Origin of the sequence: Mesorhizobium sp. B2-3-14 (assembly GCF_006442175.1) — a bacterium.
GTDB lineage: Bacteria > Pseudomonadota > Alphaproteobacteria > Rhizobiales > Rhizobiaceae > Mesorhizobium > Mesorhizobium australicum.
Map to the genome: position 1 here is coordinate 322,255 of NZ_VFVP01000001.1, position 24,534 is coordinate 346,788.

Annotated in this window: 24 protein-coding genes; 5 read left to right on the top strand and 19 right to left on the bottom strand. The window is 62.8% G+C overall.

Translation table 11 applies throughout. The annotated features are described in order from the left end of the window. Window positions 1-184: 184 nt before the first annotated feature. Window positions 185-577, top strand: a complete 393-nt coding sequence (gene apaG / locus FJ950_RS01440; protein ID WP_023772981.1) for a Co2+/Mg2+ efflux protein ApaG — start codon at window positions 185-187, stop codon at window positions 575-577. A gap of 74 nt (window positions 578-651) precedes the next feature. On the opposite strand, the gene FJ950_RS01445 is transcribed toward apaG, so the two are convergent. The 3 genes from FJ950_RS01445 to FJ950_RS01455 all read right to left on the bottom strand — a co-directional run bounded on the left by FJ950_RS01445 (window position 652) and on the right by FJ950_RS01455 (window position 3,958). After that, window positions 652-1,683 (bottom strand): Hsp33 family molecular chaperone, encoded by a 1,032-nt coding sequence (locus FJ950_RS01445; protein ID WP_140614741.1) that lies wholly within the window; start codon window positions 1,681-1,683, stop codon window positions 652-654. Window positions 1,684-1,830: 147 nt separating this feature from the next. Beyond that, a complete protein-coding gene (argF, locus tag FJ950_RS01450) occupies window positions 1,831-2,742 on the bottom strand; it encodes an ornithine carbamoyltransferase (RefSeq protein ID WP_140614742.1) in 912 nt (303 codons plus the stop codon). Between the two features lie 16 nt (window positions 2,743-2,758). Then, complete coding sequence (locus tag FJ950_RS01455; protein WP_015319292.1) at window positions 2,759-3,958, bottom strand: aspartate aminotransferase family protein; 1,200 nt, start codon at window positions 3,956-3,958, stop codon at window positions 2,759-2,761. 356 nt (window positions 3,959-4,314) lie between these two features. Here FJ950_RS01455 and FJ950_RS01460 point away from each other — a divergent pair, with 356 nt between their 5' ends. Continuing rightward, entirely contained in the window at window positions 4,315-4,833 is a 519-nt protein-coding gene (locus FJ950_RS01460) for a GcrA family cell cycle regulator (RefSeq protein WP_140614743.1), read from the top strand. Window positions 4,834-4,904: 71 nt separating this feature from the next. On the opposite strand, the gene FJ950_RS01465 is transcribed toward FJ950_RS01460, so the two are convergent. The 3 genes from FJ950_RS01465 to FJ950_RS01475 form a co-directional block, all read right to left on the bottom strand. Continuing rightward, window positions 4,905-5,912 carry a magnesium and cobalt transport protein CorA gene (locus FJ950_RS01465; protein WP_140614744.1) on the bottom strand — a complete coding sequence of 336 codons (1,008 nt, stop codon included), beginning with the start codon at window positions 5,910-5,912 and terminating at the stop codon, window positions 4,905-4,907. Window positions 5,913-6,009: 97 nt separating this feature from the next. Further along, a complete protein-coding gene (phoU, locus tag FJ950_RS01470; protein ID WP_015319295.1) occupies window positions 6,010-6,735 on the bottom strand; it encodes a phosphate signaling complex protein PhoU in 726 nt (241 codons plus the stop codon). 114 nt (window positions 6,736-6,849) lie between these two features. Next, the gene (locus FJ950_RS01475; protein ID WP_015319296.1) at window positions 6,850-8,115 is read right to left on the bottom strand and encodes an ATP-binding protein; all 1,266 of its coding nucleotides are present in this window, start codon (window positions 8,113-8,115) and stop codon (window positions 6,850-6,852) included. A gap of 156 nt (window positions 8,116-8,271) precedes the next feature. On the opposite strand from FJ950_RS01475, the gene ppk2 reads away from it, so the two are divergent. Then, the gene (gene ppk2 / locus FJ950_RS01480) at window positions 8,272-9,180 is read left to right on the top strand and encodes a polyphosphate kinase 2 (RefSeq protein ID WP_140614745.1); all 909 of its coding nucleotides are present in this window, start codon (window positions 8,272-8,274) and stop codon (window positions 9,178-9,180) included. A gap of 73 nt (window positions 9,181-9,253) precedes the next feature. Here the strand turns inward: ppk2 and FJ950_RS01485 are convergent, their stop codons facing one another. From FJ950_RS01485 to FJ950_RS01495, 3 genes are all read right to left on the bottom strand, one after another. Next, window positions 9,254-10,003, bottom strand: coding sequence for an enoyl-CoA hydratase-related protein (locus FJ950_RS01485; RefSeq protein WP_015319298.1), 750 nt, complete (start codon window positions 10,001-10,003; stop codon window positions 9,254-9,256). Further along, entirely contained in the window at window positions 10,000-10,638 is a 639-nt protein-coding gene (locus FJ950_RS01490; protein WP_015319299.1) for an acyl-homoserine-lactone synthase, read from the bottom strand. The genes FJ950_RS01485 and FJ950_RS01490 overlap by 4 nt, the downstream gene beginning before the upstream one ends. Before the next feature lie 98 nt (window positions 10,639-10,736). Further along, on the bottom strand, window positions 10,737-11,468 hold the full coding sequence (locus FJ950_RS01495; protein ID WP_041163567.1) for a LuxR family transcriptional regulator: 732 nt from the start codon (window positions 11,466-11,468) through the stop codon (window positions 10,737-10,739). A gap of 257 nt (window positions 11,469-11,725) precedes the next feature. Here FJ950_RS01495 and FJ950_RS01500 point away from each other — a divergent pair, with 257 nt between their 5' ends. Next, window positions 11,726-12,577 (top strand): transporter substrate-binding domain-containing protein, encoded by an 852-nt coding sequence (locus tag FJ950_RS01500; protein WP_015319301.1) that lies wholly within the window; start codon window positions 11,726-11,728, stop codon window positions 12,575-12,577. Between the two features lie 39 nt (window positions 12,578-12,616). Here the strand turns inward: FJ950_RS01500 and FJ950_RS01505 are convergent, their stop codons facing one another. Continuing rightward, on the bottom strand, window positions 12,617-13,030 hold the full coding sequence (locus FJ950_RS01505; RefSeq protein WP_015319302.1) for a tellurite resistance TerB family protein: 414 nt from the start codon (window positions 13,028-13,030) through the stop codon (window positions 12,617-12,619). 156 nt (window positions 13,031-13,186) lie between these two features. Here FJ950_RS01505 and FJ950_RS01510 point away from each other — a divergent pair, with 156 nt between their 5' ends. Further along, window positions 13,187-14,833, top strand: a complete 1,647-nt coding sequence (locus FJ950_RS01510; protein WP_015319303.1) for a lysine--tRNA ligase — start codon at window positions 13,187-13,189, stop codon at window positions 14,831-14,833. On the opposite strand, the gene FJ950_RS01515 is transcribed toward FJ950_RS01510, so the two are convergent. The 9 genes from FJ950_RS01515 to FJ950_RS01555 form a co-directional block, all read right to left on the bottom strand. Next, complete coding sequence (locus FJ950_RS01515; RefSeq protein WP_348641162.1) at window positions 14,799-15,671, bottom strand: thermonuclease family protein; 873 nt, start codon at window positions 15,669-15,671, stop codon at window positions 14,799-14,801. The genes FJ950_RS01510 and FJ950_RS01515 overlap by 35 nt on opposite strands. Before the next feature lie 9 nt (window positions 15,672-15,680). Further along, a complete protein-coding gene (locus FJ950_RS01520) occupies window positions 15,681-16,316 on the bottom strand; it encodes a helix-turn-helix transcriptional regulator (protein WP_015319305.1) in 636 nt (211 codons plus the stop codon). 137 nt (window positions 16,317-16,453) lie between these two features. Next, on the bottom strand, window positions 16,454-16,759 hold the full coding sequence (locus tag FJ950_RS01525) for a hypothetical protein (protein WP_015319306.1): 306 nt from the start codon (window positions 16,757-16,759) through the stop codon (window positions 16,454-16,456). A gap of 143 nt (window positions 16,760-16,902) precedes the next feature. Continuing rightward, window positions 16,903-17,106: a hypothetical protein gene (locus FJ950_RS01530; protein ID WP_224593633.1), complete on the bottom strand. Its 204-nt coding sequence runs from the start codon at window positions 17,104-17,106 to the stop codon at window positions 16,903-16,905. A 9-nt stretch (window positions 17,107-17,115) separates the two neighbouring features. Next, entirely contained in the window at window positions 17,116-19,335 is a 2,220-nt protein-coding gene (locus FJ950_RS01535; protein WP_140614746.1) for a 3-hydroxyacyl-CoA dehydrogenase NAD-binding domain-containing protein, read from the bottom strand. Window positions 19,336-19,348: 13 nt separating this feature from the next. After that, window positions 19,349-20,557, bottom strand: coding sequence for an acetyl-CoA C-acetyltransferase (locus tag FJ950_RS01540; protein WP_015319308.1), 1,209 nt, complete (start codon window positions 20,555-20,557; stop codon window positions 19,349-19,351). A gap of 34 nt (window positions 20,558-20,591) precedes the next feature. Next, window positions 20,592-21,764 (bottom strand): acyl-CoA dehydrogenase family protein, encoded by a 1,173-nt coding sequence (locus FJ950_RS01545; RefSeq protein WP_140614747.1) that lies wholly within the window; start codon window positions 21,762-21,764, stop codon window positions 20,592-20,594. 46 nt (window positions 21,765-21,810) lie between these two features. Continuing rightward, window positions 21,811-23,601 (bottom strand): acyl-CoA dehydrogenase, encoded by a 1,791-nt coding sequence (locus tag FJ950_RS01550; RefSeq protein WP_140614748.1) that lies wholly within the window; start codon window positions 23,599-23,601, stop codon window positions 21,811-21,813. Between the two features lie 265 nt (window positions 23,602-23,866). After that, entirely contained in the window at window positions 23,867-24,328 is a 462-nt protein-coding gene (locus tag FJ950_RS01555) for a MerR family DNA-binding transcriptional regulator (protein ID WP_015319311.1), read from the bottom strand. Between the last annotated feature and the right edge of the window lie 206 nt (window positions 24,329-24,534).

Genomic DNA, 24,534 nt, shown 5'->3' on the forward strand with positions numbered 1-24,534 from the left:
CGGCCGTTTTCAACAGTTCGACAGAGGGCCGAGTCGCCCGGTTCGCGCACACCACCATTGTCGTGTGTCACTTAAATGACATTCTTTGCCGGCACCTGCGTTTCAATCCCAGGCGCGACAAGACGCGCACGTTGACCTGCTCACCGCGAGCGTCGAAAGTCGTCGGATTGTTTTGGAGCCGCTCATGTACCGCGCCGTGACGCGCAACATCGAAGTGCAGGTCAGGCCGTTCTATCTGGAGGATCGTTCAGATCCCCAGGAGAACCGCTACGTCTGGGGCTATCAGATAACGATCGACAACCAGTCTGACGAGTTCGTGCAGCTTCTGTCGCGCTATTGGCACATCACCGATGGTGCCGGCCGGGTCGAGGAGGTCCGCGGGCCGGGCGTTGTCGGCGACCAGCCGGAACTCAATCCCGGCGACAGCTATCAGTACACGTCCGGCTGCCCGCTCTCGACACCCTCCGGGATCATGGTCGGACGCTACACGATGCGCAACAAGCGCGGCGAGACGTTCGACATCGCCATCCCGGCCTTCTCGCTCGATCTGCCGGGGACAAGGCGCACGGTGAACTGAGGGCCGACGGTCGCGTCGCCCCTCATCCGCCCTTCGGGCACCTTCTCCCCGCAGAACGGAGAGAAGGAAAGGCTTTACTGAGCCGCAAACTCGGCTGGATCGAAGTCGTACTGCGTCGAGCAGAATTCGCAGGCGACATGGATGCCGCCATCCTCGGTGCTGTCCTTGATCTCCTGCGCTGAGAAGCCTTCGAGGATGCCACGGATCTTGTCGCGGGAGCATGAGCACTGGTCGGCCACGGGAACGCCGCCGAAGACGCGCACGCCATGCTCATGGAACAGACGATAGAGCAGCCGCTCGGCGCCGATGGTCGGGTCGATCAATTCGGTCGGCTCGATGGTGCCGAGCAAGGCCAGGAGTTCCTGCCAGGAATTATCAGCCGGATCGTGGACTCCCTCGCGCGGATCGCCGTCCCCACCCGGCAGGTCCGGAATGCGCATGCGCTCGGGCGATTGCGGCAGGAACTGCGCCAGGATGCCGCCGGCGCGCCATTGCTCGCGCGCGCCGCCGATCCCGGGCGTCAGCAGCTTGGCGACCGAGAGCCTGATATCGGTCGGGATCTGTTCCGACTGACGGAAATATGTGCGCGCCGCGTCTTCCAGCGTTTCGCCGTCGAGCTGGACGATGCCTTGGTAGCGCTGAGTATGGGCGCCCTGGTCGATGGTCAGCGCCAGCACGCCGCTGCCAAGCAGCGTCTGCTGGGACGTCTCGCCTGCCGCGACCAGTGCTTCGAGCCGATCCGCATCGAAGCGTGCATAGGCACGCAGTGCCGAGGGCGTGGAGAAGTCCGCGACCAGCATGTCGACAGGCCCGTCGGTGCGGGTCTGCAGGATGAACTTGCCTTCGAATTTGAGCGAGGTGCCGAGCAGAACCGTCAGCACACAGGCTTCCGCCAGCAGGCGGGCGACCGGCTCGGGATAATCGTGGCGGCCAAGGATGGCGTCGAGCATCGGCCCAAGCTGGACCGTGCGGCCGCGCACGTCGAGCGGACCGACCTCGAAGGGAACGACGTGATCGTCGCCGGCGTAGCCGAACTCGCCGAGTTTGGGGTGATGTTCAGTCACTTGATGGCTTTCCAACATGACAAAGCTCCAGGGCGCGGCCATGCGGCCCTGGTGGGCACATGCGTCCAAACGCGCTTGATTTGCGTGATGCGGCGCAGATAGGCATCGCGCCGCCGCAGATCAAGCGCCTGGGCATTTCAGGCGCCTGGGCATTTCGGGCGCCCAAGACACTTCAAGCCCCAAGACACTTCAAGCACCGAGGCACCAGGCAAGCACTGCCTTCTGGGCATGGAGCCGGTTCTCGGCCTCGTCGAAGACCACCGAATGCGGCCCGTCGATGACCTCGTCGGTCACTTCCTCGCCGCGATGGGCCGGCAGGCAGTGCATGAACAATGCATCCGGCTTGGCCTTGGCCATCAGCGCCGCGTTGACCTGATAGGGCGAGAAGACATTGTGCCCGCGAGCACGGTGTTCCTGTCCCATCGACACCCAGCAATCGGTGACGATGCAGTCGGCCTGGTCGACGGCTTCCTCGGGCGAGCGGGTGAAATGCAGCTTGCCGCCATGCGCCTTGGACCAGTCGACATGCTTCTGCGCCGGTTCGCTGCCTTCGGGCACGGCGACGTTGAGGTTGAAGCGGAACCGTGCCGAGGCCTCGAGCAGCGAGTGCAGCACATTGTTGCCATCGCCGGTCCAGGCAATCGTCTTGCCGGCCACCGGACCGCGATGCTCCTCGAAAGTCATGATGTCGGCCATCAGCTGGCAAGGGTGGGTGTCGTCGGTCAGTCCGTTGATCACCGGAACGGTGGCATTCTCGGTCAACTCCAGCAGCCGCTCATGCGAGGTGGTGCGGATCATGATCGCATCGACGTAGCGCGACAGCACCTTGGCGGTGTCGGCGATTGTCTCGGAGCGGCCGAGCTGCATCTCGGTGCCGGTCAGCATGATGGTCTCGCCGCCGAGCTGGCGCATGCCGACGTCGAAAGAAACGCGCGTGCGCGTCGACGGCTTGTCGAAGATCATGGCCAGCACCTTGCCTTCGAGCGGCTTGGTCCGCTCGCCGGCCTTGAGACGCGCCTTTCGCGTCACCGCATCATCCAGCATGAAGCGCAAATCGCCTTCGGAAACGGTGGAAAGATCGGTGAAATGGCGAACTGACATCAGGAATGGTTCCGGATTACTTCGCGGCGGCGGAGGCGATCGCCTCCGACAGGCCCTTGGCGCCGGCGCGGATGCGGTTGAGCGCTTCGTGAATCTCGGCGTCGGTGACGGTGAGCGGTGGCAGCAGGCGAATGACGTTGTCGCCGGCCGGAACCGCCAGCAAATGCTGGTCGCGCAGCGCCATGTTCACCTTGCCGTTGGGCATCGCGCATTTGAGGCCGAGCATCAGCCCGGTGCCCCTGATATCCTCGACGATTTCGGGGAATTCGTCGGCTATCGAGGCTAGCCCCTGCTTCATCAGCAGCGCCTTGCGCTGGACATCCTCCAGGAAGCCGTCTTCCAGAACGACGTCGAGCACGGCGTTGCCGACCGCCATTGCGAGCGGATTGCCGCCGAATGTGGTGCCGTGCACGCCGGCGGTCATGCCGACGGCCGCCTCGTCGGTGGCAAGGCAGGCGCCCATCGGGAAGCCGCCGCCAATGCCCTTGGCGATTGCCATGATGTCGGGCGTCACCGCAGACCACTCATGCGCGAACAGCTTGCCGGTACGGCCAATGCCGCACTGGACCTCGTCGTATATCAACAACAGGCCGTGCTGTTCGCAGAGCTGCCGCAGCCGCTTGAGCGACTGTGTCGGTACTGGGCGGATACCGCCCTCGCCTTGCACCGGCTCGATCAGGATCGCGGCGGTCTCGGGCGTGATCGCCTTCTCGGCGGCGTCGATGTCGTCGAAGCCAACCTGGTCGAAGCCTTCGACCTTGGGTCCGAAGCCCTCGAGATATTTGTACTGGCCGCCTGCCGCGATGGTCGCCAGCGTGCGGCCATGGAAGGCGCCTTCGAAGGTGATGATGCGGAAGCGCTCGGGATGTCCCTTGACGAAGTGGTAGCGCCGCGCCGTCTTGATCGCGCATTCCAGCGCCTCGGCGCCGGAATTGGTGAAGAACACCTTGTCGGCGAAGGTGGCATCAGCCAGCCGCTCGCCAAGTCTGCTCTGCCCCGGGATCTCATAGAGATTGGAGACGTGCCAGAGTTTCGCCGCCTGCTCGGTGAGGGCCGCGACAAGGTGCGGATGGCCATGGCCAAGCGAATTGACCGCGATGCCGCCGGCGAAATCGAGATATCGCTCGCCCTTGTCGGTAACCAGCCAAGTGCCTTCCCCATGGTCGAAGGCCAGGGGTGCGCGAGCAAAGGTCTCGTAAAGCGCCGAACCGCTCATTATATGCGTCTCCGGTACCGGAAAATCAAAAAAGCCGCCAAAGCGGCGGCCTTCTGCGGCTTATCGTGTTTTTCGGCCATGAAGTCAACGAAAACGTCGCGTAGTGGCGCGCGGCAAGCTCCCCGACGCAACGCCGGCTCATGAGCGACCGGGCAAGTTGGGGAAAACCGAAAAAACCGATTCGTGTTGCACTTGGGACTCTTGTCACCGAGTCAGCGCATAGAGTAGTTGTAGTCGAGAAATAACTAGATTTCGTGCGGCGGACCTAATCACCAGATATATGTGGTGTCTGCCCCAGCAGTGGTGCTGGGTCGGGAATGGATTCTGATTGCCGCACGCTTATAAGGAGCGCGGTCATGAACTGGACTGACGAGCGGGTAGAACTCTTGAGAAAACTGTGGTCGGAGGGTCTGAGCGCAAGCCAGATTGCTGCGCAGCTTGGAGGGGTCAGCCGCAATGCCGTCATCGGCAAGGTGCACCGGCTGAAGCTGTCGGGTCGCGGTCGCGCAACAGCGACGCCGGCGCGCCAGAAGAAGGCTACGCAGGGATCGACCGTCCAGAAATCGGTGGCGCGCGCCGCAAGCACGGCACGCCACGTCACGACTTCGATCGGCGCGACGGCCCTTCAGACGCAATTCGACGCCGAACCGGTGGCGCGGCACTACATCCGTCCGGTCGAGAACGTCGTAGTGCCTATCTCACGGCATCTGCAGCTCGTCGAACTGACCGAGCGCACCTGCAAATGGCCGAACGGCGATCCACTTTCGGAGGACTTCAATTTCTGCGGCAACGAAGCCGCTGAAACCGGTCCCTACTGTAAATACCATGCCCGCGTGGCGTTCCAGCCGGCGGCGGAGCGGCGGCGGAATAGATAAGCGGTGAGTAGTGAGGAAACAAGCGCTCCCACCAACCACTACCGACTACTGACTACTGACTACCGACTTCCTCACAGCCAGCCGTTCTTCCTGAAGCGCCAATAAAGGAAGCAGCAGATAAGCGCGATGGTGGCCAGCACCATCGGATAGCCATATTCCATCTTCAGCTCCGGCATGTCGGTGAAGTTCATGCCGTAGATGCCGGCGAATGCGGTTGGCACCGCCAGGATGGCCGCCCATGAAGCGAGTTTCTTGGAGATCGCCGTTTCCTGGCTTTGGCCGACCAGAAGACTGGCCTCGAAGGCAAAGGCCAGCACCTCGCGCAGACTGTCGATCTTCTCCTGGACGGTACGGATATGATCCGTAACGTCGCGGAACAGCGGGTGCATGGCCGAATGGATCTGCGGCAGGTCGGCGCTGGTCAGCCGGCGACAGACTTCCACCAGGGGCAATGCCGCGTTGCGCAGGCGCAGGAGGTCGCGGCGCAGCATGTAAAGGCGTTCGATGTCGGGGCCGGTCATTGGCTTCAGCAGGACCTTGTCCTCGATCGCCTCGACCTCGTCCTCGATCTGCTCGAGCACGGGCATGTAATTGTCGACGATGAAGTCGAGAATGGCATAGAGGACGAAATCCTCTCCCTTGGCCAGCGAGTGCGGGCAGCTTTCCCAGTGCTGCCGCACGGCGGCATAGGATGTCGAAGGACCGTGCCTGACGCTGACGATATAGCCTGAGCCGACAAACAGATGTGTCTCGCCGAAGGTGACGCGCCCGTCGATCAGCTGCGCCGTGCGGGCGACGATGAACAGCGCATCGCCATATTGCTCGATCTTTGGCCGCTGGTGCGGATGCTCGGCATCCTCGATCGCCAGTTCATGCAGATGAAACTGCGCCTTGACGCGCAGCAGGAGGTCGCGGTCGGGTTCAAGCAGCCCGATCCAGACGACATGTCCCGATTTCTTGGCCCATTCGCCGGCTTCCTCGATGGGAATATCGGCGATGCGGCGCCCGGCGGTATAGACACCGCAGGCGATGATGCCCGATGTCGGCGGCGAGGCCTTGAACTCCCGGACATATTCCATGGCAGCCTCCCGAAAGCGTTGCCTTCCCTGGGGAACCGGCAAGCTTATCTTGGGATAGTCTAGCGCAATATGATCAAGCGTTCGAGAGGACGTGCGTTCACTTCACCGGCAGCGCCTCGGGGAGGCCGATCTTGTCGGTCTTGTCGCCTTTCGGCCGGTCGGCGGGCATCTGGTCGCCGGTGACGATATAGTAGATGGTCTCGGCGATGTTGGTGGCGTGATCGCCGATCCGCTCGATATTCTTGGCGCAGAACAGCAGATGCGTACAGGGCGTGATGTTGCGCGGATCTTCCATCATGTAGGTCAGCAATTCGCGAAACAGCGACGTGTACATGGCATCGATCTGGTCGTCACGGTCGCGCACGAAGCCGATCTTGTCGACTGAGCGCGATGCATAGACGTCGAGGACTTCCTTCAGCTGGGTCAGCGCCAAATTGGCCAGAGCCTCCAAGCCGCGAAACAGGCTGGTCGGCTGCCGGCCGTCGGTAACGGCAACCACCCGCTTGGCGACGTTCTTGCCGAGGTCGCCGACGCGCTCGAGGTCGGCCGAAATGCGGATGGCGCCGACGATCTCGCGCAGGTCAGTCGCCATAGGCTGACGCCTGGCGATAATGATGATCGCCTTGTCGTCGATCTCACGCTGTCCCTCGTCCAGGACGGCGTCGTCTCGGATGACCTTCTGAGCCAGCCCCGGATCGGCATTGACCAGGGCGGCGACCGCCTGCTCGACCATGCGCTCGGCGTGCCCACCCATCGCGGCGATGCGCTTCGAAAGATATTTCAGTTCCTCGTCATAGGCGCTGACAATGTGAACGGACTGCATGGATGAAATGCCTTCCCACGGGATCTTGTCTTTGAGTCGTTTCCTCGAATCCCCGCTGATACGCTAACGGGATGACAGAAAAAAGAAACGGCCCCGTGGAAAACTAGGGCAGTATCAGTGCGCCGGCAAATGGACCGAGAAGGCGGCGCCCTTGCCGACCTCGGACCTGATCGTCAGCCTGGCGTTGTGACGTGTCAGGATGTGCTTGACGATCGACAGGCCAAGCCCCGTGCCCTTCTGGGTCCGGCTGGTCTCGACATCGATACGATAGAAGCGCTCGGTGATGCGCGGTATGTGCTCCTCGGGGATGCCGGGACCAAAATCCCTGATGGTGACGTCGATGCCGGGTTCGGAACCATCATCGCCGCGCGCGATCGACACCACGACACGACCGCCCGACTGGCCGTATTTGCAGGCATTTTCCAAAAGGTTCTCGAACACCTGGAACAGCTCGTCGCGATCGCCCGGCACATCGAGCGGCCCCTTGGCGAAATCGCGCTCGATGGCGACATTGTTTTCGCGGGCGAGCGGGCCGAGCGAATCGATGACGCTGTCGACGGTCTGGCGCAGATCGACTTCGGTTCCCGGCTTGAGATAGGGCTTCATCTCCAATCGCGACAGAGACAGGAGGTCGTCGATCAGGCGGGCCATGCGGCCGGTCTGGTTCTGCATGATCTGGAGGAACTGCTCGCGCGCCGCCGGATCGTTGCGGGCCGGTCCGCGCAGCGTTTCGATGAAGCCCGCGATCGAAGCCAGCGGGGTGCGCAATTCGTGACTGGCATTGGCGATGAAGTCGGCGCGCATGCGGTCGATACGCCGCGCCTCGCTCTGGTCCTTGAAAACCAGCACATAAAGATCGGTGCCATGCCCGACCGAGGATGCGCTGACCCGGTAGGCCCGTTCGACAGGCAGTTTCTCCGTGTAGTCGACGACATCCGAGGCGACAGTGCCCGACAGCACACTGTCCAGCAGCGCCTGCATTTCCGGCGCCCGGAATTTCAGCGGCAGCGATATGCCGGGCGCGATGCCGCCAAAGGCGGCAAAGGCGGCGGCGTTGGCGTGGACGATGGTGGCGGCGTGGTCGAAGATGATGAGCGGGTCGGCCACGGCGGCCGCCAGATATTCACCGGACAGGCGCTGCAAGCCAATCGCCTCGATCGCCGCGGCGTTCCCCGCGGAATGGCGGGCGCCGGTGACCGGCAATATTGCCGCGGCCGGCAGCAGGAGCAGCGCCGGCACCAGCACGTAGGCGGAAAAGCCCGCGAAGCCAAAGGCGATCAGAACCGCCACGACACCGGCCGCAAGCAGCCAGCGGCTGTGCCACAGCCGAGCGGCCACAGCTTGCCCCGTGCTCTTCTGCTCTGCGCCCAGCTCGGTCATTCGCGCGCCCAGCCTCCACCGGTCAGACGGCGGCGAAAACTTCCGCTGGACCGCAAATCAAAAGTGCTACAGCCTCCTTTGCGCGTCCAAACGGAGGCGCGGCGCTGTAGTGGCTCCCAATAGCATGAGTCCAGACACTTAAAAGGGTTCGTCTGCATGAAAAAAGCCAACGACAATTCGGTCACTCCAACCTCGGGCCCGCTGAAAATCAGGATCGGCGGCAAGGAACGGGAGTTCGATATCGAGAATCCCGAGCTTCCGGACTGGGTCGAGGAGAACAAGCTGACCGCGGGCGGATATCCTTACGACAAGAAGATGAAGAGCGAGGAGTATGACGAGACGCTCGAGAAATTGCAGATAGAGCTCGTCAAGGCGCAGGCATGGCTGCAGGCGACCGGCAAGCGGATGATGGCGCTGTTCGAGGGTCGTGACGCGGCCGGCAAGGGCGGCACGATATTCGTGCTGCGCCAGTATCTTAACCCACGCACGGCGCGCAACGTCGCGCTGACCAAGCCAACCCCGACGGAACTGGGGCAATGGTACTACCAGCGCTACGCCGACCATTTCCCGACAGCGGGCGAATTCGTCACCTTCGACCGCTCCTGGTACAATCGTGCCGGCGTCGAGCCGGTGATGGGTTTTTGCACCCCCGAACAGCACGAGAAGTTTCTCGACGAGACGCCTCATTTCGAGCGCATGATCGTCAATGACGGCATCTATTTCTTCAAATTCTGGCTGAACATCGGCCGGGAGACGCAGCTCGAGCGCTTTCACGATCGCCGCTACAGTCCGCTGAAGAGCTGGAAATTCTCGCCGATCGACATTGCCGGCATCACCAAGTGGGACGATTACACCAAGGCACGCGACACCATGTTCGAGCGCACCCACAGGGAGTTCGCGCCATGGATGATCGTGCGGGCCAACGACAAGCGCCGCGCGCGGCTGGCGGTGATGCGCCGCATCCTGCTGTCGCTGCCCTACGAGGGGCGCGATCTCGACGCTATCGGTAAGGAAGATAAGAAGATCATCGGCGAAGGGCCGTCATTCCTGGGCAAGCAGGACTGACACTTTTGGCGCCGCGCGGCCAGAAAGGCAGCGCGGCGCGGTTGATGCAGGTCCTTTCTCTCGGCCTTTCGACTCAGGCCGCCAGACGCGCGATCCGCTGCAACCGTCGCAACGTGGCGTCGTCCTGCAGCGCCTGCTGGAACAGCGATATCTCCTCATCGATGCGCTCGCAAAGCGCGGCGGTGTTCCCCTTGAGCAGGCCCCGTGTCTGCAGCAAAGCGGCAACGGGCTTTTTGGCGAGCTGCCTGGCCCGGCCAAGCGCCGCTTCCTCGACGCTGCCTTCCGCGACGATCTCGGCGACGAGGCCGAGCGCCCTGGCGTCTTCGGCACCAAGCGTGTCGCCGAGACAGAAGAAGCGGAAAGCACCGGCATAGCCGAGTTTCTGCGGCGCCAGGATGCTGGTTGCCGCGTCCGGCACCAAGCCGAAATCGACGAACGGCACCCGGAAGGTGCTTTTTTCAGATGCGATCACCATGTCGCAATGGAACAGGATGGTGCAGCCGACGCCGACGGCATCGCCGTCGACACAGGCCAGGATCGGCTTTGGAAACGTCGCCAGCATGCGGAACATGTCGGTGACGGCGGCGATCAGCTTCTGGTGCTTGGCGGCATCCAGGAATTCGGAAAAGTCACCACCAAGGCAGAAGCAGCCGGCCAGGCCGCGCAGCACGACAACCCGCACCTCGTCATTCTCGGCGGCTTCATGGAACGTCCCGGCAAGGCTCTCATAGGCCCTCCGGTCGAGCACCGGCCGGCCGTCGTTCGACGACACGGTGACGATCAGTGTGTGGTTGCGCAGTTCGGGTTGCGGGTGCGCGTTCATGACGCCCTCCTTTGACCGAACATGTCGGGATATCCCCTGGCCAGGACGGGTGCATGATGATTGCGGCGCGAACGCACCACGTCCAGCGTGTGCTCGTTGAAGGTGAGCAGCGTCGCCACGACCTGCTGGTTGCCATAGGTGCGCTGATAACCGAGCGGCGTCGCCAGGAAGTGCAGTTGCAATGCGCGCAGCACCCACATCGGCTCGAACTCGATGATCACCTTGTCGACGCCGCGCTTCAGACCCCACTCGACGAAACCGGCTATCAATTCCGTGCCGACGGTCGAGACGCCGCGACGCCCATCGCGAAAACCCGGAGCCACCGCATAGCGGGTCAACTCCCAGATGTTGGGACCCGCCGGCGGCGTTCCTTCGGAGAGATCGGTCAACACCTCGGTCAACAAATGCGGCCGTGTGGTCGGCAACATCCTCTGATAGCCCGCGACTTCATTGCCCCTGATGACGATCTGATGCACCGCCTCGTCATGATCGAACTGGTCGACTTCAAATCCGTCGGGGCGCCGAAGGTCCTCCCATCCCATCTCCTCGACGAATATCCGGTAGCGCAGCCGATGGACGGCCTCCCAAAGGTCGGGACGTTCCATCAATTCCTTGGTCGTAAGACAAAAAAGCATTCCGTAGTCTCCTGTGGTTCAGGGGAAGATACGGCCGTGCTTCGATGCGAAAATTGCGTGATCACGTAGGCAAGAAGTTCTAGGCCTGCACGGCCGACCTAGCTAATGTAGCCGCGCCTTATCGCCTCGGCGACTGCCTGGACCCGGTTGACGGCACCGAGTTTGCTTTTGGCGTTAAGAAGATGTTTCTCCGAGGTGTGCTCGGAGATGCCGAGGATTTGGGAAATCTCCCATTCGGACTTGCCGACGGCAGCCCATTGCAGGCATTCGCGTTCGCGCGGCGTCAGCTCGATGTGATCGATCGTCGTGGTCGCCATGGTGTGGAGTTGCATGGCGCGGCCGACGGCATAGGTCGAGACCAGGGAGACCAGGCCGAACTCGGCCGCCGACAGTTCCACGGCCTCGCCCCCCAGCGACACCATGACGATTTCGCCGTCGAGCGTGATCAACGGAAAGGCCAGCCCGTCGCGCAACTTGAAGGCGCCGGCGTCGCCCATCACTTCGCCGCTGCTCTTGTCGATGCGGATGCCCTGGGCGGCTTCCCGCCACTGGAACGGCGCTTGCAGCTGTTTCATGTGACTGACGACGGGATCGTGATCGACATAGTTGCGCGTCACGTAGCGCTCGAGCCATTCGACCGGCCAGTCGCAGAGCAGCACATGCTGCTTCTGCTGGCCCGTCGGTGTGCCCGGCTGCGGAACGGTTCCGGCCATCAGCGCGGTCAGACCGAACTCCGACGTTACGCCCAACAGTTTCTCGCAGACCGCGGCCGCCGTTGCGGCGTGCTGCAGTTGATCTATGTATTCCAGCGTTCGATCGAACTGACTCATCGCAACATCAACCCCATGTTGCCTCATGCATTAAGTCCATGGTCCGCGCCTTCCCGGCACTTCGCCACCGACCACGGATTGCAAAGCGCCCGCTTCCGGTTGTGGTTCTCGACCCTGGTATTCCCACCAGGGCAGCCACCGCTGTTTGCAAACCGACCGAACCATATCCTGAAATCGAAGCGTTGAAATCAAAAAGCATTGTGCCTGTATCGTTTTCGTACCAAAACCGGCACGAGCACGGGTGCGGGAGTTTTATCGTGGCGTTCCAATGGAGGTCCCATGTCCTGGCAGCGGCGCTCATCGCCGCATTGTCATGGGTTTCCGGCGCGGGCGCGGCCGAGCCGCAGGTGCCGGTGTTGTGGGATGCCAAGGAGCGGCTTCCGAAGCCCGACCTTGCGGCGCTGCCGCGGCTGCGGTTCCTGACGACCACGGATTTTCCGCCCTTCAATTTCCTCGACGGCGCGGGGAAGCTGTCCGGTTTCCACATCGACTTGGCGCGCGCCATCTGCGCGGAACTCGGCATCGTCGACAAATGCCAGATCCAGGCCTTGCCTTGGGCGGAGCTTCAAGGCGCGCTTGAGAGGGGCGAAGGTGAAGCTGTTATCGCCGGCATTGCCCCGACGTCACAGTCGCGCCAGACATACGCCTTCTCGCGCGCCTACCTGCAGTTCCCGGCGCGCTTCATCACCGCGAGGAACAAGGCGCTGGCGGAACCGCTCTTCGACAAATTGCACGGCAAGCGAGTCGGCGTGATATCGGGCTCGGCCCATGAACGCATGCTGCGCGATTATTTCGGCACGGTCCAGGTCGTCCCCTTCGACAAGCCGGAAGCCCTCTATGGCGACCTCAAGGCCGGCAAGATCGACGCGGCTTTCGGCGATGGCATGCGCTTCGCCTTCTGGCTCGGCGGCTCCGATGCCGCCGGCTGCTGCCGCTTTGCCGGCGGCCCCTACCTGGCGCCCGAATATCTGGGCACCGGCATGGCCATCGCCACGCGAGCGGACAATCCGGCGCTGGCCGCGGCCCTCGACTACGCTTTGCAAGAGATTTCGATGAAAGGCACCTTTGCCGAATTCTACCTGCGCTATTTCCCGGTCAGTTTCTTCTGATCCGGTCCGGTCAGCTTTTCTGATCCGGCCGTAACCTCGTCAGGTCAGAGTTCGCAGCCTTGCCTTGGCCGCACGGCCGATGGCCGCCACGGTCAGCGTGTCGAGATCGAGCTGGCGACGGATCAACTGCAGCACCCGCACTTCCTCCAGCCGCATCTCCAGATCGACGGCGGCCACTTCGAAGGCCGCGGCATAGGCGGTGTCGCGCAACCGCTCCGGCAGCGCCTCCGAGACCTGGGTCAGGACACCTTCGAGCCCACCCTTCTCATGCAGCATCTTCTGACAGGCTTGGGCCACGGCAACGAGACGGTCCTGCTTGAAATCCTCGAACACCGGCCACGAGCGAACAACCTCACCGATCCTGGCCAGTTCGACATCGGTCATGTCCCGGTCGGAGGCCGAAGTGATGACCATCAGATAGATCAGGGCTTCGTGCGGGGTGGGCGACAGCATTCTTTGCTCCTTGAACGGGCTCCGAAGGTAGGAAGGGGAGCCTGAGGCCGCAAGGAAAAAGCGCCCGACGCGTTGACGCTCCGGCCACGCACGCCTAGAGACCGGTTGAAAATGCACTTGCGGCTATTGCCGGGATACAATCTGGAAAACTGTGACATGGCGGGATCAAACATCATCGATCTCAATCCCGAACTGCTGACGGCCGCGGCCGAGAGCAAGGCATGGCCGTTCGAGGAAGCCAAAAAGATCATCGAACGCTACAAGGGCGCCGATTTCCCCGAAACGATCCTGTTCGAGACCGGCTATGGACCGTCGGGCCTGCCGCATATCGGCACGTTCGGCGAAGTGGCACGCACCTCGATGGTGCGTCATGCGTTCCGCGTGCTGACGCAGGACAAGGTCGCGACCAAGCTGCTGTGCTTTTCCGACGACATGGACGGCATGCGCAAGATACCCGACAGCGTGCCGGATCGCGCAGCGCTCGAGCCATATCTGCACAAGCCGCTGTCATCGGTGCCCAACCCCTTCGGCGGCGACTATGCGAGCTTCGCCGACCATAACAATGCGATGCTCTGCCGCTTCCTCGACACGTTCGGCTTCGATTACGAATTCGCCAGCGCAACGCAATACTACAAGTCAGGCCGCTTCGATGCGATGCTGTTGCGCGCCGCCGAACGCTACGACCAGATCATGGCGGTCATGCTGCCGACGCTCGGACCTGAGCGGCAGGCGACCTACAGCCCCTTCCTGCCGATCTCGCCAAAGAGTGGGCGCGTGCTTTACGTTCCCATGAAGCATGTCGACGCCAAGGCCGGTACCATCACCTTCGACGATGATGGCACCGAAACCACGCTGCCGGTCACCGGCGGCCGCGTGAAGCTGCAGTGGAAGCCGGATTTCGGCATGCGCTGGGCGGCACTCGGCGTCGATTTCGAGATGTTCGGCAAGGATCATCAGACCAATGCAGTGGTTTACGACCGCATCTGCAACATACTGGGCGGGCGGGCGCCGGAGCATTTCGTCTACGAACTGTTCCTCGATGAGAATGGCCAGAAGATCTCGAAGTCGAAAGGCAACGGCCTGACCATCGACGAATGGCTGACCTATGCACCGACCGAGAGCCTCGGGCTCTACATGTACCAGCGGCCGCGGCAGGCCAAGAAACTCTATTTCGACGTCATCCCGCGGGCCGTGGACGAATATTACACCTTCCTCGCCGCCTATCCCCGCCAGGAGTGGAAGGAGCGGCTGGGCAACCCGGTCTGGCATATGCATGACGGCAACCCGCCCGCCATCGACATGCCGGTGCCGTTCTCGCTGCTGCTCAACCTTGTCAGCGCCTCCAATGCGCAGAACAAGGAGGTGCTGTGGGGCTTCATCTCGCGTCACGTCGCGGGTGTGACTCCGGCGACCCATCCCGAGCTGGACCGACTGACGGGCTACGCGATTCGCTACTTCGACGATTTTGTGAAGCCGACGAAAACCTTTCGCCCGGCCGACGAGGTCGAGCGCGAAGCGCTGGTGGCTCTCGAAAAGGCACTTGGCGACTTGCCGGCGGGCGCCAGCGGCGAAGCGATCCAGAACGCTTCGCTCAACGTGGCGCGCAAGATCGAACGCTATCAGGATCATTCCAAGCAAAGTCCTGAAGGTGGCCCGGGTGTCTCAGGCGCCTTCTTCCAGATGATCTACCAGGTGCTGATCGGCCAGGAGCGTGGTCCACGCTTTGGATCATTCGCCGCCCTCTACGGCGTCGCCGAGACCCGCTCGCTCATTCAGAAGGCGCTGGCTGGTCAGCTGGCTTGAGGACGCCGCCCTCCTCTTGCAGGATCGAGTCCTCCTCCAGGATCGAGCCCGGCGCCTGAGGCGCTGGGGTGGGTGCGGCCGGCATCGCCGAGATGCCGGCAAGGTTCGGCGCCGACCCGAAAATGCCTTTCTTCGCGCCTTGTGCCTTGTCACCGGCCTCGACATAGGGTCCGCCCTTGGCGGCACGCGCCCAGCCGTTTTCGACCAGCCATTGACCGACATCCTGCTTGCCGATCCGGCATTCCGCCGCAATCCGGTCGCGTCCGCCTTCCGGCGGCACCGTGCAAACCACGGCGCGGCCGCGCAGAAAGGCGCGGAATGCCGTGCGCGCGCCGATGCCGCACGGCCAGGATTTCCCGTCGGTGGTGCAGGTCTCGTCCTGCCTGACGACATCGATGCCGGAAATCGCGACCGAATACCCCTTCGCCTCGATCAGGCCGGCGGCCGGAGCTACCGGCTGGAACAGCTTCGTGCCGTTCCAGTCGTCGGGCATTTTAGGCTTGGGCGGCACGGCGAGCGCCAGCTTGCTCAACGGCGCACGCGGCTCGACCCGCTCGAGTTCGCCGGTGGGCAGTTCCGGCGGCGCGACCACGTCCGGGTCGATCGCCCGCGAATGCACCGCCGGATTTGGTGGCTGCGCCGGTGCACGAATCGCTGAGGTGGACGGTTCCTCGGGCGTCGCATCCCTATCTGCCTCAGCGGTAGTGTCGGCGCCGGGATCGATCTGATCCACCGCAACAGTGCTTTCGCTGCCTTTCAGCGTGCGTCCGCCGGCAACGACCAGCGCCGCCATCGCCGGGATCATCAGAACCGCCAGGACAAGATGAGGAAGTCGCACCCGTTGCACCTATTGGCTTGCCCAGACGATCCGCGCCACCCACTCGACCTCGAGCATGGGGATATCGCGGTCCGGATGCTCCGGATTGAGCGAGACCAGCGCGATCGACTTGACTGTCTGGCGCTCGAGCACCTTGGCCATCACCTCGCCCGAAGTGGTCTTGACGACGACGCGGTCGCCCTTACGGGTGGCCGCACCCGGCTCGACGATGAGGACGTCGCCGTTGCGGTAGAGCGGCAGCATGGAATCGCCCTGCACCTGCAGCGCATAGGAACTTTCGGTCGATTGCGCCGGCAATTCGACGAGATCCCAGCCCTGCCCCGCCGGAAAGCCGGCATCGTCGAAGAAGCCGCCGGCGCCGGCCTGGGCGAAGCCGAGCAACGGCACCGCGCGCCGGCTGGCGGGCGATGCGCCACGGCCTTCGATCAGCCCGGTGAATTCGTCCAGCGAAGCGCCCGTCGCCTCGATGATCTTGGCCAGCGATTCGGTCGAGGGCCAGCGCGGCCGACCGTCCGAGGACAAGCGTTTGGATTTGTTGAAGGCGGTTGAATCAAGTCCCGCGCGCCTTGCCAGACCCGAAGCCGAAAGCGAATAGCGCTCGGCAAGAGCATCGATGGCAGCCCAGACTCGGTCGTGCGAGAGCATGACGTGCTCTCCTTCGAAACAGGAAAAAATGCCTCTTCCTGTCTAACGCGCAACGGCTGCGTTGTCCACCAGCGGGCCGGCGGATCACGAACAAAGCTGTGTGCCGCAACGACGGCACAGTGTCATGGCCGAAGCCGCTATCCGGCCAATGCCGCCATCGCCCTCGGCAGGCCTTTCTGGAGCTCGTCGACGTTCATCACCGGGATGAGCTCGACAGTGGCATTGAAGGCGAAGAAGAACCGCTCGGCGACATAGGGCATGTCCGAACTGTCCTTTACCTCCAGGAAAAGGTAGGCCGTCCGCCAACCACCGTCCGCGGTAAAATAGGCAGCCTCCGGCTTGAGATCGGACAGGGTTTGCTCGATGATCTTGCCCATGCTGCCGTCCTTGATCGCCTTATTGCCTTCCTCGGCCGGGATGGAAACTCTCAGCATCATACGCATGATGATTACTCCTCCGCCAACATCATGTTAGCGATACCTAATATATCATCCGCGCCTGGTTTGGGAAAGTCGATCGAATCCTGCTTGCCAACGGGTTGATCAGCCGGACGATTTGGCCAGGCCGCGCAGTCCCTGGTGCGATGTCATGAAAATGCGTTCTGCCTCGGTCGGTGGCCGCGGTTCACCGCACGGCCAAGTGCGGCGACAACCGCGTCAATGTCGAGGAAGCGGCGCGCCTTGCGGTCATAGTCGGTCGGCAGGCAGCGAAAAGCCGGCCGGCCCTCACCGCCCATCATGTAAGGGCCACGGCTTCGCGCCGTGGCCAGCATGCGCGCCCAGACATACATGACGCTCTGTCAGGCCGCCTGCTTCACATCGCCCTTCGCATAGGGATCGAAGCGTTCGTAAAAGGTCTCACCTTTCTCGGCCATGTCGAGGAGCAGCTTGGGCGCCTTGAACTCGGCGCCATACTTCTTCTGCAGCGCCTTGGCGATCTTGACGAATTGTTTGGCGCCGATGCCGTCGATGTAGGACAGCGCGCCGCCGGTGTAGGGCGCAAAGCCGAAGGCCAGGATCGAGCCGACATCGGCCTCGCGTGGATCGGTGACGATGCCCTCTTCCATCACGCGCGCCGCTTCGAGCGCGATGGTGACCAGCAGGCGCTGCTGCAGCTCCTCATAGTCGACCTTCTCGGCCGCGAGCTGCGGATAAAGGTCCTTGAGGCCGGGCCACAGCTTCTTCTTGGCCGGCTTGGCCGGATAGTCGTAAAAACCCTTGCCGTTCTTGCGGCCGAAACGGCCGTGATCGTCGACCATGGTGTTGATCAGCGCCATCTGCCTGGGGTCGACGGCCTTTTCGCCGAGATCCCTGATGGTCTGCTTCATGATCTTTTGGGCAAGGTCGATGGCCGTCTCATCGGTCAGCGCCAAGGGACCGACCGGCATGCCGGCGGCCTTGGCCGCATTCTCGATCATCGGCGCGGGCACGCCTTCGATCAGCATCTTGTAGGCTTCCGACATGTAACGCAGCACGCAGCGGTTGACGTAGAAGCCGCGCGTGTCGTTGACGACGATCGGCGTCTTCTTGATGGCCCGCACGAAGTCGATCGCGGTGGCCAAGGCCTTGTCGCCGGTTTTCTTGCCAAGGATGATCTCGACCAGCATCATCTTGTCGACCGGCGAGAAGAAGTGGATGCCGATGAAATTCTTCGGCCGCGCCGAATTCCTGGCGAGGCCGGTGATCGGAATGGTCGAGGTGTTCGAGGCGAAGATCGCCGACGATTTCAACACGGCTTCCGCCTGTTCGGTGGCGGCCTTCTTGACGGCGGAATCCTCGAACACGGCTTCAACGACGAGATCGCAGCCGGCGAGGTCGGCATAGTCTGCCGTCGGCGTGATCAGAGACAAGAGCTTGTCCTTGTCCTCGGGCTTGGCACGGCCCTTCTTGACCTGATCCGAGATCAGGCCGTCGGAATGCGCCTTGCCCTTTGCGGCCGCCTCCATGTCCCGGTCGAGCAGCACCACCGGAATGCCGGCCTTGGCCGTGACATAGGCGATGCCCGCGCCCATGAAACCGGCGCCGAGAATGCCGATCTTCTTGAACTTGGTGTCCGGCACGCCGGCCGGGCGGCGTGCGCCCTTGTTCAATTCCTGCAGCGACACGAACAGCGAGCGGATCATCGCTGCCGCTTCCTTGGTCTGCATGATCTCGGTGAAATAGCGCTGCTCGATCCTGAGCGCCGTGTCGAAGGGCACCAGGAGGCCCTCATAGACGCATTTCAGGATCGCCGCGGCGGCCGGGTAATTGCCATGGGTCTCGCGGCGCAGGATGGCGATGGCCGGCGGCCACAGATTGGCACCGGCCGCCGAATAGACCGGCCCGCCGGGCAGCTTGAAACCCTTCTCGTCCCACGGCGCCACCGGCTTGAGGCCGTTCCTGATCATTGCCTTGCCGGTCTCGACCAGCTTGGCCGGTTCGGCGATCTCATGGATCAGGCCCATCGCCTTCGCCTTCTGCGGCGACAGGGTCTGGCCGGAGGTCAGCATTTGCAGCGCCTGCTGCTGGTCGGTCAGCCGCGGCACACGCTGGGTGCCGCCGGCGCCGGGGAAGATGCCGATCTTCACCTCGGGCAGTGCCATCCTGACCTTGTCGGAATCGGCCGCGACGCGGCCATGGCAAGCGAGCGACATTTCGAAGGCGCCGCCCATGCAGGTGCCGTTGATCGCCGAGACCCATGGCTTGCCGCAAGTTTCCAGCTTGCGGAACAGGCCGGTCATGATGCCGGCATTGTCGAACAGCGCCTTGGTCGCCTTTTCGACATCCTTGACCTTGTCGGTGGCGAAGGTGGTCAGCATCCTCTGCAACAGCGTGATGTCGGCACCGCCGGAGAAGGTGTCCTTGCCGGAGGTGATCACCGCGCCCTTGATGGCGGCGTCGCCGGCCACCTTGTCCACGATATCGTTCAGCTCGCGCATCACCTCTTCGGTGAAGACGTTCATCGAGCGGTCCGGGCTGTTCCAGGTGACCAAGGCGATGCCATCGGCGTCGATGTCGAGGGTGAAATTGGTGTAGCTCATCGTTCTCTCCCCGTCAGACGCGTTCGATGATGGTTGCAGTGCCCATGCCGGCGCCGATACAGAGCGTCACCAGCGCGGTGTTGAGGTCGCGCCGCTCGAGTTCGTCCAACACGGTGCCGAGGATCATCGCGCCGGTGGCACCGAGCGGATGACCCATGGCGATGGCGCCGCCATTGACGTTGATCTTGTCGTGCGGAATTTCGAAAGCCTGCATGTAGCGCAGCACCACCGAGGCAAAAGCCTCGTTCAGCTCGAACAGGTCGATATCCGACAGCTTCATCTTGGCGCGCTTCAGCAGTTTCTCGGTGACATCGACCGGACCGGTCAGCATCAGCACCGGCTCGGAGCCGATGTTGGCGAAGGTGCGGATGCGCGCGCGCGGCTTCAGGCCCATCGCCTTGCCGGCCTTCTTCGAGCCGAGCAGCACGGCCGCCGCGCCATCGACGATGCCGGACGAGTTGCCGGCGTGGTGGACGTGGTTGACCTCCTCGACCTCCGGATGCTTCTGCACCGCCACCGCGTCGAAGCCGCCCATTTCACCGGGCATGACGAAGGACGGGTTGAGCGAGGCGAGCGACTGCATGTCGGTCGACGGCCGCATATGCTCGTCATGATCGAGAATGGTGAGACCATTCTGGTCCTTGATCGGGATAACCGAGTTCTTGAAGCGGCCATCGGCCCAGGATCTTGCGGCGCGCTTCTGGCTCTCGACCGCGTAGGCGTCGACGTCGTCGCGCGAGAAACCGTATTTGGTGGCGATCAGGTCGGCCGAAATGCCTTGCGGCACGAACCAGCCGGGCAGGCCGACCGAAGGATCCATGAACCAGGCGCCGCCGGACATGCCCATGCCGACGCGCGACATGGATTCGACGCCGCCGGCGATGACGATTTCATCGGCGCCTTGCGCGATCTTGGCGGCGCCGAAATTGATGGCGTCCAAGCCGGAGGCGCAGAAGCGCGAGATCTGCATGCCGGGTGCCTTGGTGTCGTAGCCGGCCTCGAAGGCGGCGGCGCGTGGAATGACGGAACCCGCCTCGCCGACCGGGTCGACGCAGCCGAAGATGATGTCGTCGACGTTTGCGGTGTCCAGCCCGTTGCGGTCGCGCAGGGCCTCGAGCGTCCTGGCGGCGAGCCGTACCGCCGGCACTTCGTGCAGCGATCCGTCCTTCTTGCCCTTGCCGCGCGGCGTGCGCACGGCGTCATAGACATAAGCTTCGGTCATTTTTCATGCTCCCTGGGGTTCGCTGAAAAGCTGCTCAGAGCGAGCGTCCGATCAGCAATTTCATGATCTCGTTGGTGCCGCCATAGATGCGCTGGACGCGAGCGTCGCGGAACATGCGGGCGATCGGATATTCATTCATGTAGCCATAGCCGCCATGCAATTGAAGGCATTCGTCGACGACTTTGCCCTGGAGGTCGGAGAGCCAGTACTTGGCCATCGAAGCGGTCACCGGATCGAGGCCGCCATTGATGTGGCGGGTGACGCAGTCATTGTAGAAGACGCGGCCGATGGTGGCCTCGGTCTTCAGCTCCGCCAGTTTGAACTGTGTGTTCTGGAAATCGATGATCGCCTTGCCGAAGGCCTTGCGCTCCTTGACGTAGTCGATGGTCAGCGCCAGCGCCCGCTCGATCATGGCGATCGCCCCGGTGCCGATCTGCAGCCGCTCCTGAGGCAATTGCTGCATCAGCTGGACGAAGCCCTGTCCCTCTTCATGGCCGAGCAGATTGGAGGTCGGTACACGCACGTCGTTGAAGAACAGCTCCGACGTGTCGTTGGCCTTCAGCCCGATCTTGTCGAGGTTGCGGCCGCGTTCGAACCCCTCGACCTCGTCGGTCTCGATGACCATCAGCGATGTGCCCTTGGCGCCCTTCTCCGGATCGGTCTTGGTGACGACGATGATGAAGTTCGCCAGCTGGCCGTTGGTGATGAAGGTTTTGGAGCCGTTGATCTTGTACTGGTTGCCGTCCTTCTCGGCACGGGTCTTGACACCCTGCAGGTCGGAACCGGCGCCGGGCTCGGTCATGGCAATGGCGCCGATCAGTTCGCCGGTGGCGAGCCTGGGCAACCATTTCTTCTTCTGCTCTTCCGAGCCGTAATGGAGGATGTAGGGGGCGACGATCGAATTGTGCAGGCCGATGCCGAAACCGTCGACGCCGACATGGCCGATCGCCTCGATGATCGCGCTCTCATGCGCGAAGGTGCCGCCGGAGCCGCCATATTCCTCCGGCATGGACGCGCAGAGCAGGCCGGCGGAACCAGCCTTCAACCAGCTTTCGCGGTCGACCATCTCGTTCTTCTCGAACTCGTCGTAGCGCGGCGCGATCTCCTCCGACATGAAGCGGGTCGCCATGTCGTAGAGCATGCCGACCTCGTCGGCCGCCCAGGCTGGTTTCGGCAAAGAGAGCACTTCGGCGGGATTTGTCGCCACGATTTCCTCCGCGTATCGACAGACAGAAAGGCTAGCGAGACGGAGTTTAGAACGCTTCCGCCGGCAGGGCCATCAGCGTATCGGCACCACTCGAAATACGGGCGAGGTGCGCCGAGGTCTCCGGCATGATCCGCTCCATGAAGAAGCGCGCCGTCACCACCTTGTTATCGTAGAAAGACTGGGAGCCGTTGGCATCAGTCTTGCCCTGTGCCGCCTTGGCCATCTGCGCCCACATGTAGCCCAGCGCGACGAGGCCGAAGAGATGCATGTAGTCGGTCGAGGCCGCACCGGCATTATCGGGCTTGGCCATGCCATTCTGCAGCAGCCACATGGTCGCCGCCTGCAAATCGTTGAGGCCTTTCTTCAACCCCTTGGTGAAGGGCGCCATCTTTTCGTGCGCGCGGTTTTCCTCGCAGAACTCGCCGACCTCCTTGAAGAAGGCCTGGATGGCTCGGCCGCCGTTCAAGCCGAGCTTGCGGCCGACGAGGTCGAGCGCCTGAATGCCGTTGGCGCCTTCATAGATCATGGCGATGCGGGCATCGCGCACGAACTGGCTCATGCCATGCTCTTCGATGTAGCCGTGGCCGCCGAACACCTGCTGCGCCATGACGGCGTGATCAAAACCCTTGTCGGTCAGCACGCCCTTGACCACCGGCGTCATCAGGCCGGTGTAATCGTCGGCCGCCTGGCGATCCTTGTCGTCGGCGGAGCGGTGCGCGATATCGGACTTGATCGCGGTCCACAGCGCCAGTGCACGGCCGGCCTCGTTGAACGCCTTCATGGTCATCAGCGAGCGGCGGATGTCGGGATGAACGATGATCGGGTCGGCCTTCTTGTCCGGCGCCTTCGGGCCCGACAGCGAGCGACCCTGCAACCGGTCCTTGGCATAGGCGGCGGCATTCTGGTAGGCGATCTCCGACAGCGACAGGCCCTGCAGGCCGACGCCGAGGCGGGCCTCGTTCATCATCGTGAACATCGCCTTGAGGCCGCCATTGGCCTCGCCCAGCAGCGTGCCTTCGGCCTCGTCATAATTCATGACGCAGGTCGAGTTGCCGTGGATGCCCATCTTCTCCTCGATCGAGCCGCAGGAGACGGTGTTTCTCGTCCCCGGATTGCCCGATGCGTCGAGCTTCAGCTTGGGCACGATGAACAGCGAAATGCCCTTGACGCCCTCCGGCGCGCCTTCGATGCGGGCCAGCACCAGATGGACGATGTTGTCCGACATGTCGTGCTCGCCGGCCGAGATGAAGATTTTCTGGCCTGAAATCTTGTAGGTGCCATCGCCGTTCGGCACCGCCTTGGTGCGCAGCAGGCCAAGATCGGTGCCGCAATGCGGCTCCGTCAGGTTCATGGTGCCGGTCCAGCTGCCCTCGACCATCCTGGGCAGCCAGGTCGCCTTCTGCTCGTCGGTGCCGTGGGTGATGATGGCGGCGATCGCGCCCTGGGTCAGGCCCGGATACATCATCAGCGACATGTTGGCCGACACCATGTATTCAGCCACCGCCGTGTGCACGGCATAGGGCAGGCCCTGGCCGCCGAACTCGACGGGCGCCGCCAGGCCCATCCAGCCGCCTTCGCGATACTGGTCGAAGGCTTCCTTGAAGCCCCTGGGCGTGGTCACCGAGCCGTCGTCATGGCGCACGCAGCCCTCCATGTCGCCGACACGGTTGAGCGGATGCATGACGTTCTCGGCGAGCTTGGCCCCTTCGGCGAGAATTGCCTCCAGCACGTCAGGCGTTGCGTCGGCGAATCCCGGAAGGTTCGAATAGCGCTGATAGCCGAGCACCTCGTTGAGCACGAACAGCGTGTCCTGGACCGGGGCCCTGTAGATCGGCATGCTTTTCCTCCACCATGCGGATTGACCCCGAAATCAAGCCGTGCGCGGCAAGCGGGCCAATGTCGAAGCCGCAATAGCAAATATTGACGTTTGCGTAAACGTCAATATTTGCGCTGCGGCAAGATTTCCGCCACCACGGGCGCAATCGGCCAAGCGTCACGGCAATGCGCAAGCCAGCGCGAAGCAGGCAGGCCAGACAGCGAAAAGCCGCGCGGCATGGCCACGCGGCTTTGTGGTGAAGGGTCCGACAGTATCGGAGGGCGGCTTAGCTCGCGACGCTCGCTTGCGGCGCCGAACGCTCGGCCAGCATCTGACGCACCGCCGACATCGAGCCGCCGAGTTCATTGATGGCGTCGTCGATCAGCGCCCGCTGCTTCTGCAGGCGAGCGAGCTGCTTTTCCGACTTATCCAGCGCCAGCCGCAACTGCTTGGTGTTGGAACCGGTCGGATCGTAGAGGTCCATCATCTGCTTGACGTCGCGCAACGAGAACCCAACCTTGCGGCCGAGCAGGATCAGCTTCAGCCTCGCCTTGTCGCGGCGCGTATAGAGACGGGTCGAACCGTCGCGCTGGGGGTTGAGCAGGCCCTTGTCTTCATAGAAACGCAGCGTGCGCAGCGTCACGCCGTACTTCTTGGCCATCTCGCCGATGCGGGAGAGATCCTCGCCGGCTTCAACGGTTGCATTATTGGTATTGGCCGCGGTCTCGCCGGCCGAGATAAGCTTCATGGTCACTGGCTTCCCCGTCTGGTGGCGTCGCGGTCCCGGACCATGCGTCGCCTGACTGGAAGCGGGGGCGTGCTTCCGGCCGTGGTTTCGACAAACAAATCACAAACAGCGCAGTTGATACGCCATTTACGTTTACGTCAATTCTATACCGGTAGCCGCCTCATGACGCAAGGGCGTTCTGAGAACGGTGCTTTATGCCGCACCGG

Excerpts from the sequence above, each read along its gene's own strand:
- apaG (WP_023772981.1), top strand. The coding sequence starts at position 185 with ATGTACCGCGCCGTGACGCGCAACATCGAAGTGCAGGTCAGGCCGTTC.
- FJ950_RS01445 (WP_140614741.1), bottom strand. The coding sequence starts at position 1,683 with ATGGCCGCGCCCTGGAGCTTTGTCATGTTGGAAAGCCATCAAGTGACT.
- argF (WP_140614742.1), bottom strand. The coding sequence starts at position 2,742 with ATGTCAGTTCGCCATTTCACCGATCTTTCCACCGTTTCCGAAGGCGAT.
- FJ950_RS01455 (WP_015319292.1), bottom strand. The coding sequence starts at position 3,958 with ATGAGCGGTTCGGCGCTTTACGAGACCTTTGCTCGCGCACCCCTGGCC.
- FJ950_RS01460 (WP_140614743.1), top strand. The coding sequence starts at position 4,315 with ATGAACTGGACTGACGAGCGGGTAGAACTCTTGAGAAAACTGTGGTCG.
- FJ950_RS01465 (WP_140614744.1), bottom strand. The coding sequence starts at position 5,912 with ATGGAATATGTCCGGGAGTTCAAGGCCTCGCCGCCGACATCGGGCATC.
- phoU (WP_015319295.1), bottom strand. The coding sequence starts at position 6,735 with ATGCAGTCCGTTCACATTGTCAGCGCCTATGACGAGGAACTGAAATAT.
- FJ950_RS01475 (WP_015319296.1), bottom strand. The coding sequence starts at position 8,115 with ATGACCGAGCTGGGCGCAGAGCAGAAGAGCACGGGGCAAGCTGTGGCC.
- ppk2 (WP_140614745.1), top strand. The coding sequence starts at position 8,272 with ATGAAAAAAGCCAACGACAATTCGGTCACTCCAACCTCGGGCCCGCTG.
- FJ950_RS01485 (WP_015319298.1), bottom strand. The coding sequence starts at position 10,003 with ATGAACGCGCACCCGCAACCCGAACTGCGCAACCACACACTGATCGTC.
- FJ950_RS01490 (WP_015319299.1), bottom strand. The coding sequence starts at position 10,638 with ATGCTTTTTTGTCTTACGACCAAGGAATTGATGGAACGTCCCGACCTT.
- FJ950_RS01495 (WP_041163567.1), bottom strand. The coding sequence starts at position 11,468 with ATGAGTCAGTTCGATCGAACGCTGGAATACATAGATCAACTGCAGCAC.
- FJ950_RS01505 (WP_015319302.1), bottom strand. The coding sequence starts at position 13,030 with ATGCTGTCGCCCACCCCGCACGAAGCCCTGATCTATCTGATGGTCATC.
- FJ950_RS01510 (WP_015319303.1), top strand. The coding sequence starts at position 13,187 with ATGGCGGGATCAAACATCATCGATCTCAATCCCGAACTGCTGACGGCC.
- FJ950_RS01520 (WP_015319305.1), bottom strand. The coding sequence starts at position 16,316 with ATGCTCTCGCACGACCGAGTCTGGGCTGCCATCGATGCTCTTGCCGAG.
- FJ950_RS01525 (WP_015319306.1), bottom strand. The coding sequence starts at position 16,759 with ATGCGTATGATGCTGAGAGTTTCCATCCCGGCCGAGGAAGGCAATAAG.
- FJ950_RS01530 (WP_224593633.1), bottom strand. The coding sequence starts at position 17,106 with ATGTATGTCTGGGCGCGCATGCTGGCCACGGCGCGAAGCCGTGGCCCT.
- FJ950_RS01535 (WP_140614746.1), bottom strand. The coding sequence starts at position 19,335 with ATGAGCTACACCAATTTCACCCTCGACATCGACGCCGATGGCATCGCC.
- FJ950_RS01540 (WP_015319308.1), bottom strand. The coding sequence starts at position 20,557 with ATGACCGAAGCTTATGTCTATGACGCCGTGCGCACGCCGCGCGGCAAG.
- FJ950_RS01550 (WP_140614748.1), bottom strand. The coding sequence starts at position 23,601 with ATGCCGATCTACAGGGCCCCGGTCCAGGACACGCTGTTCGTGCTCAAC.
- FJ950_RS01555 (WP_015319311.1), bottom strand. The coding sequence starts at position 24,328 with ATGAAGCTTATCTCGGCCGGCGAGACCGCGGCCAATACCAATAATGCA.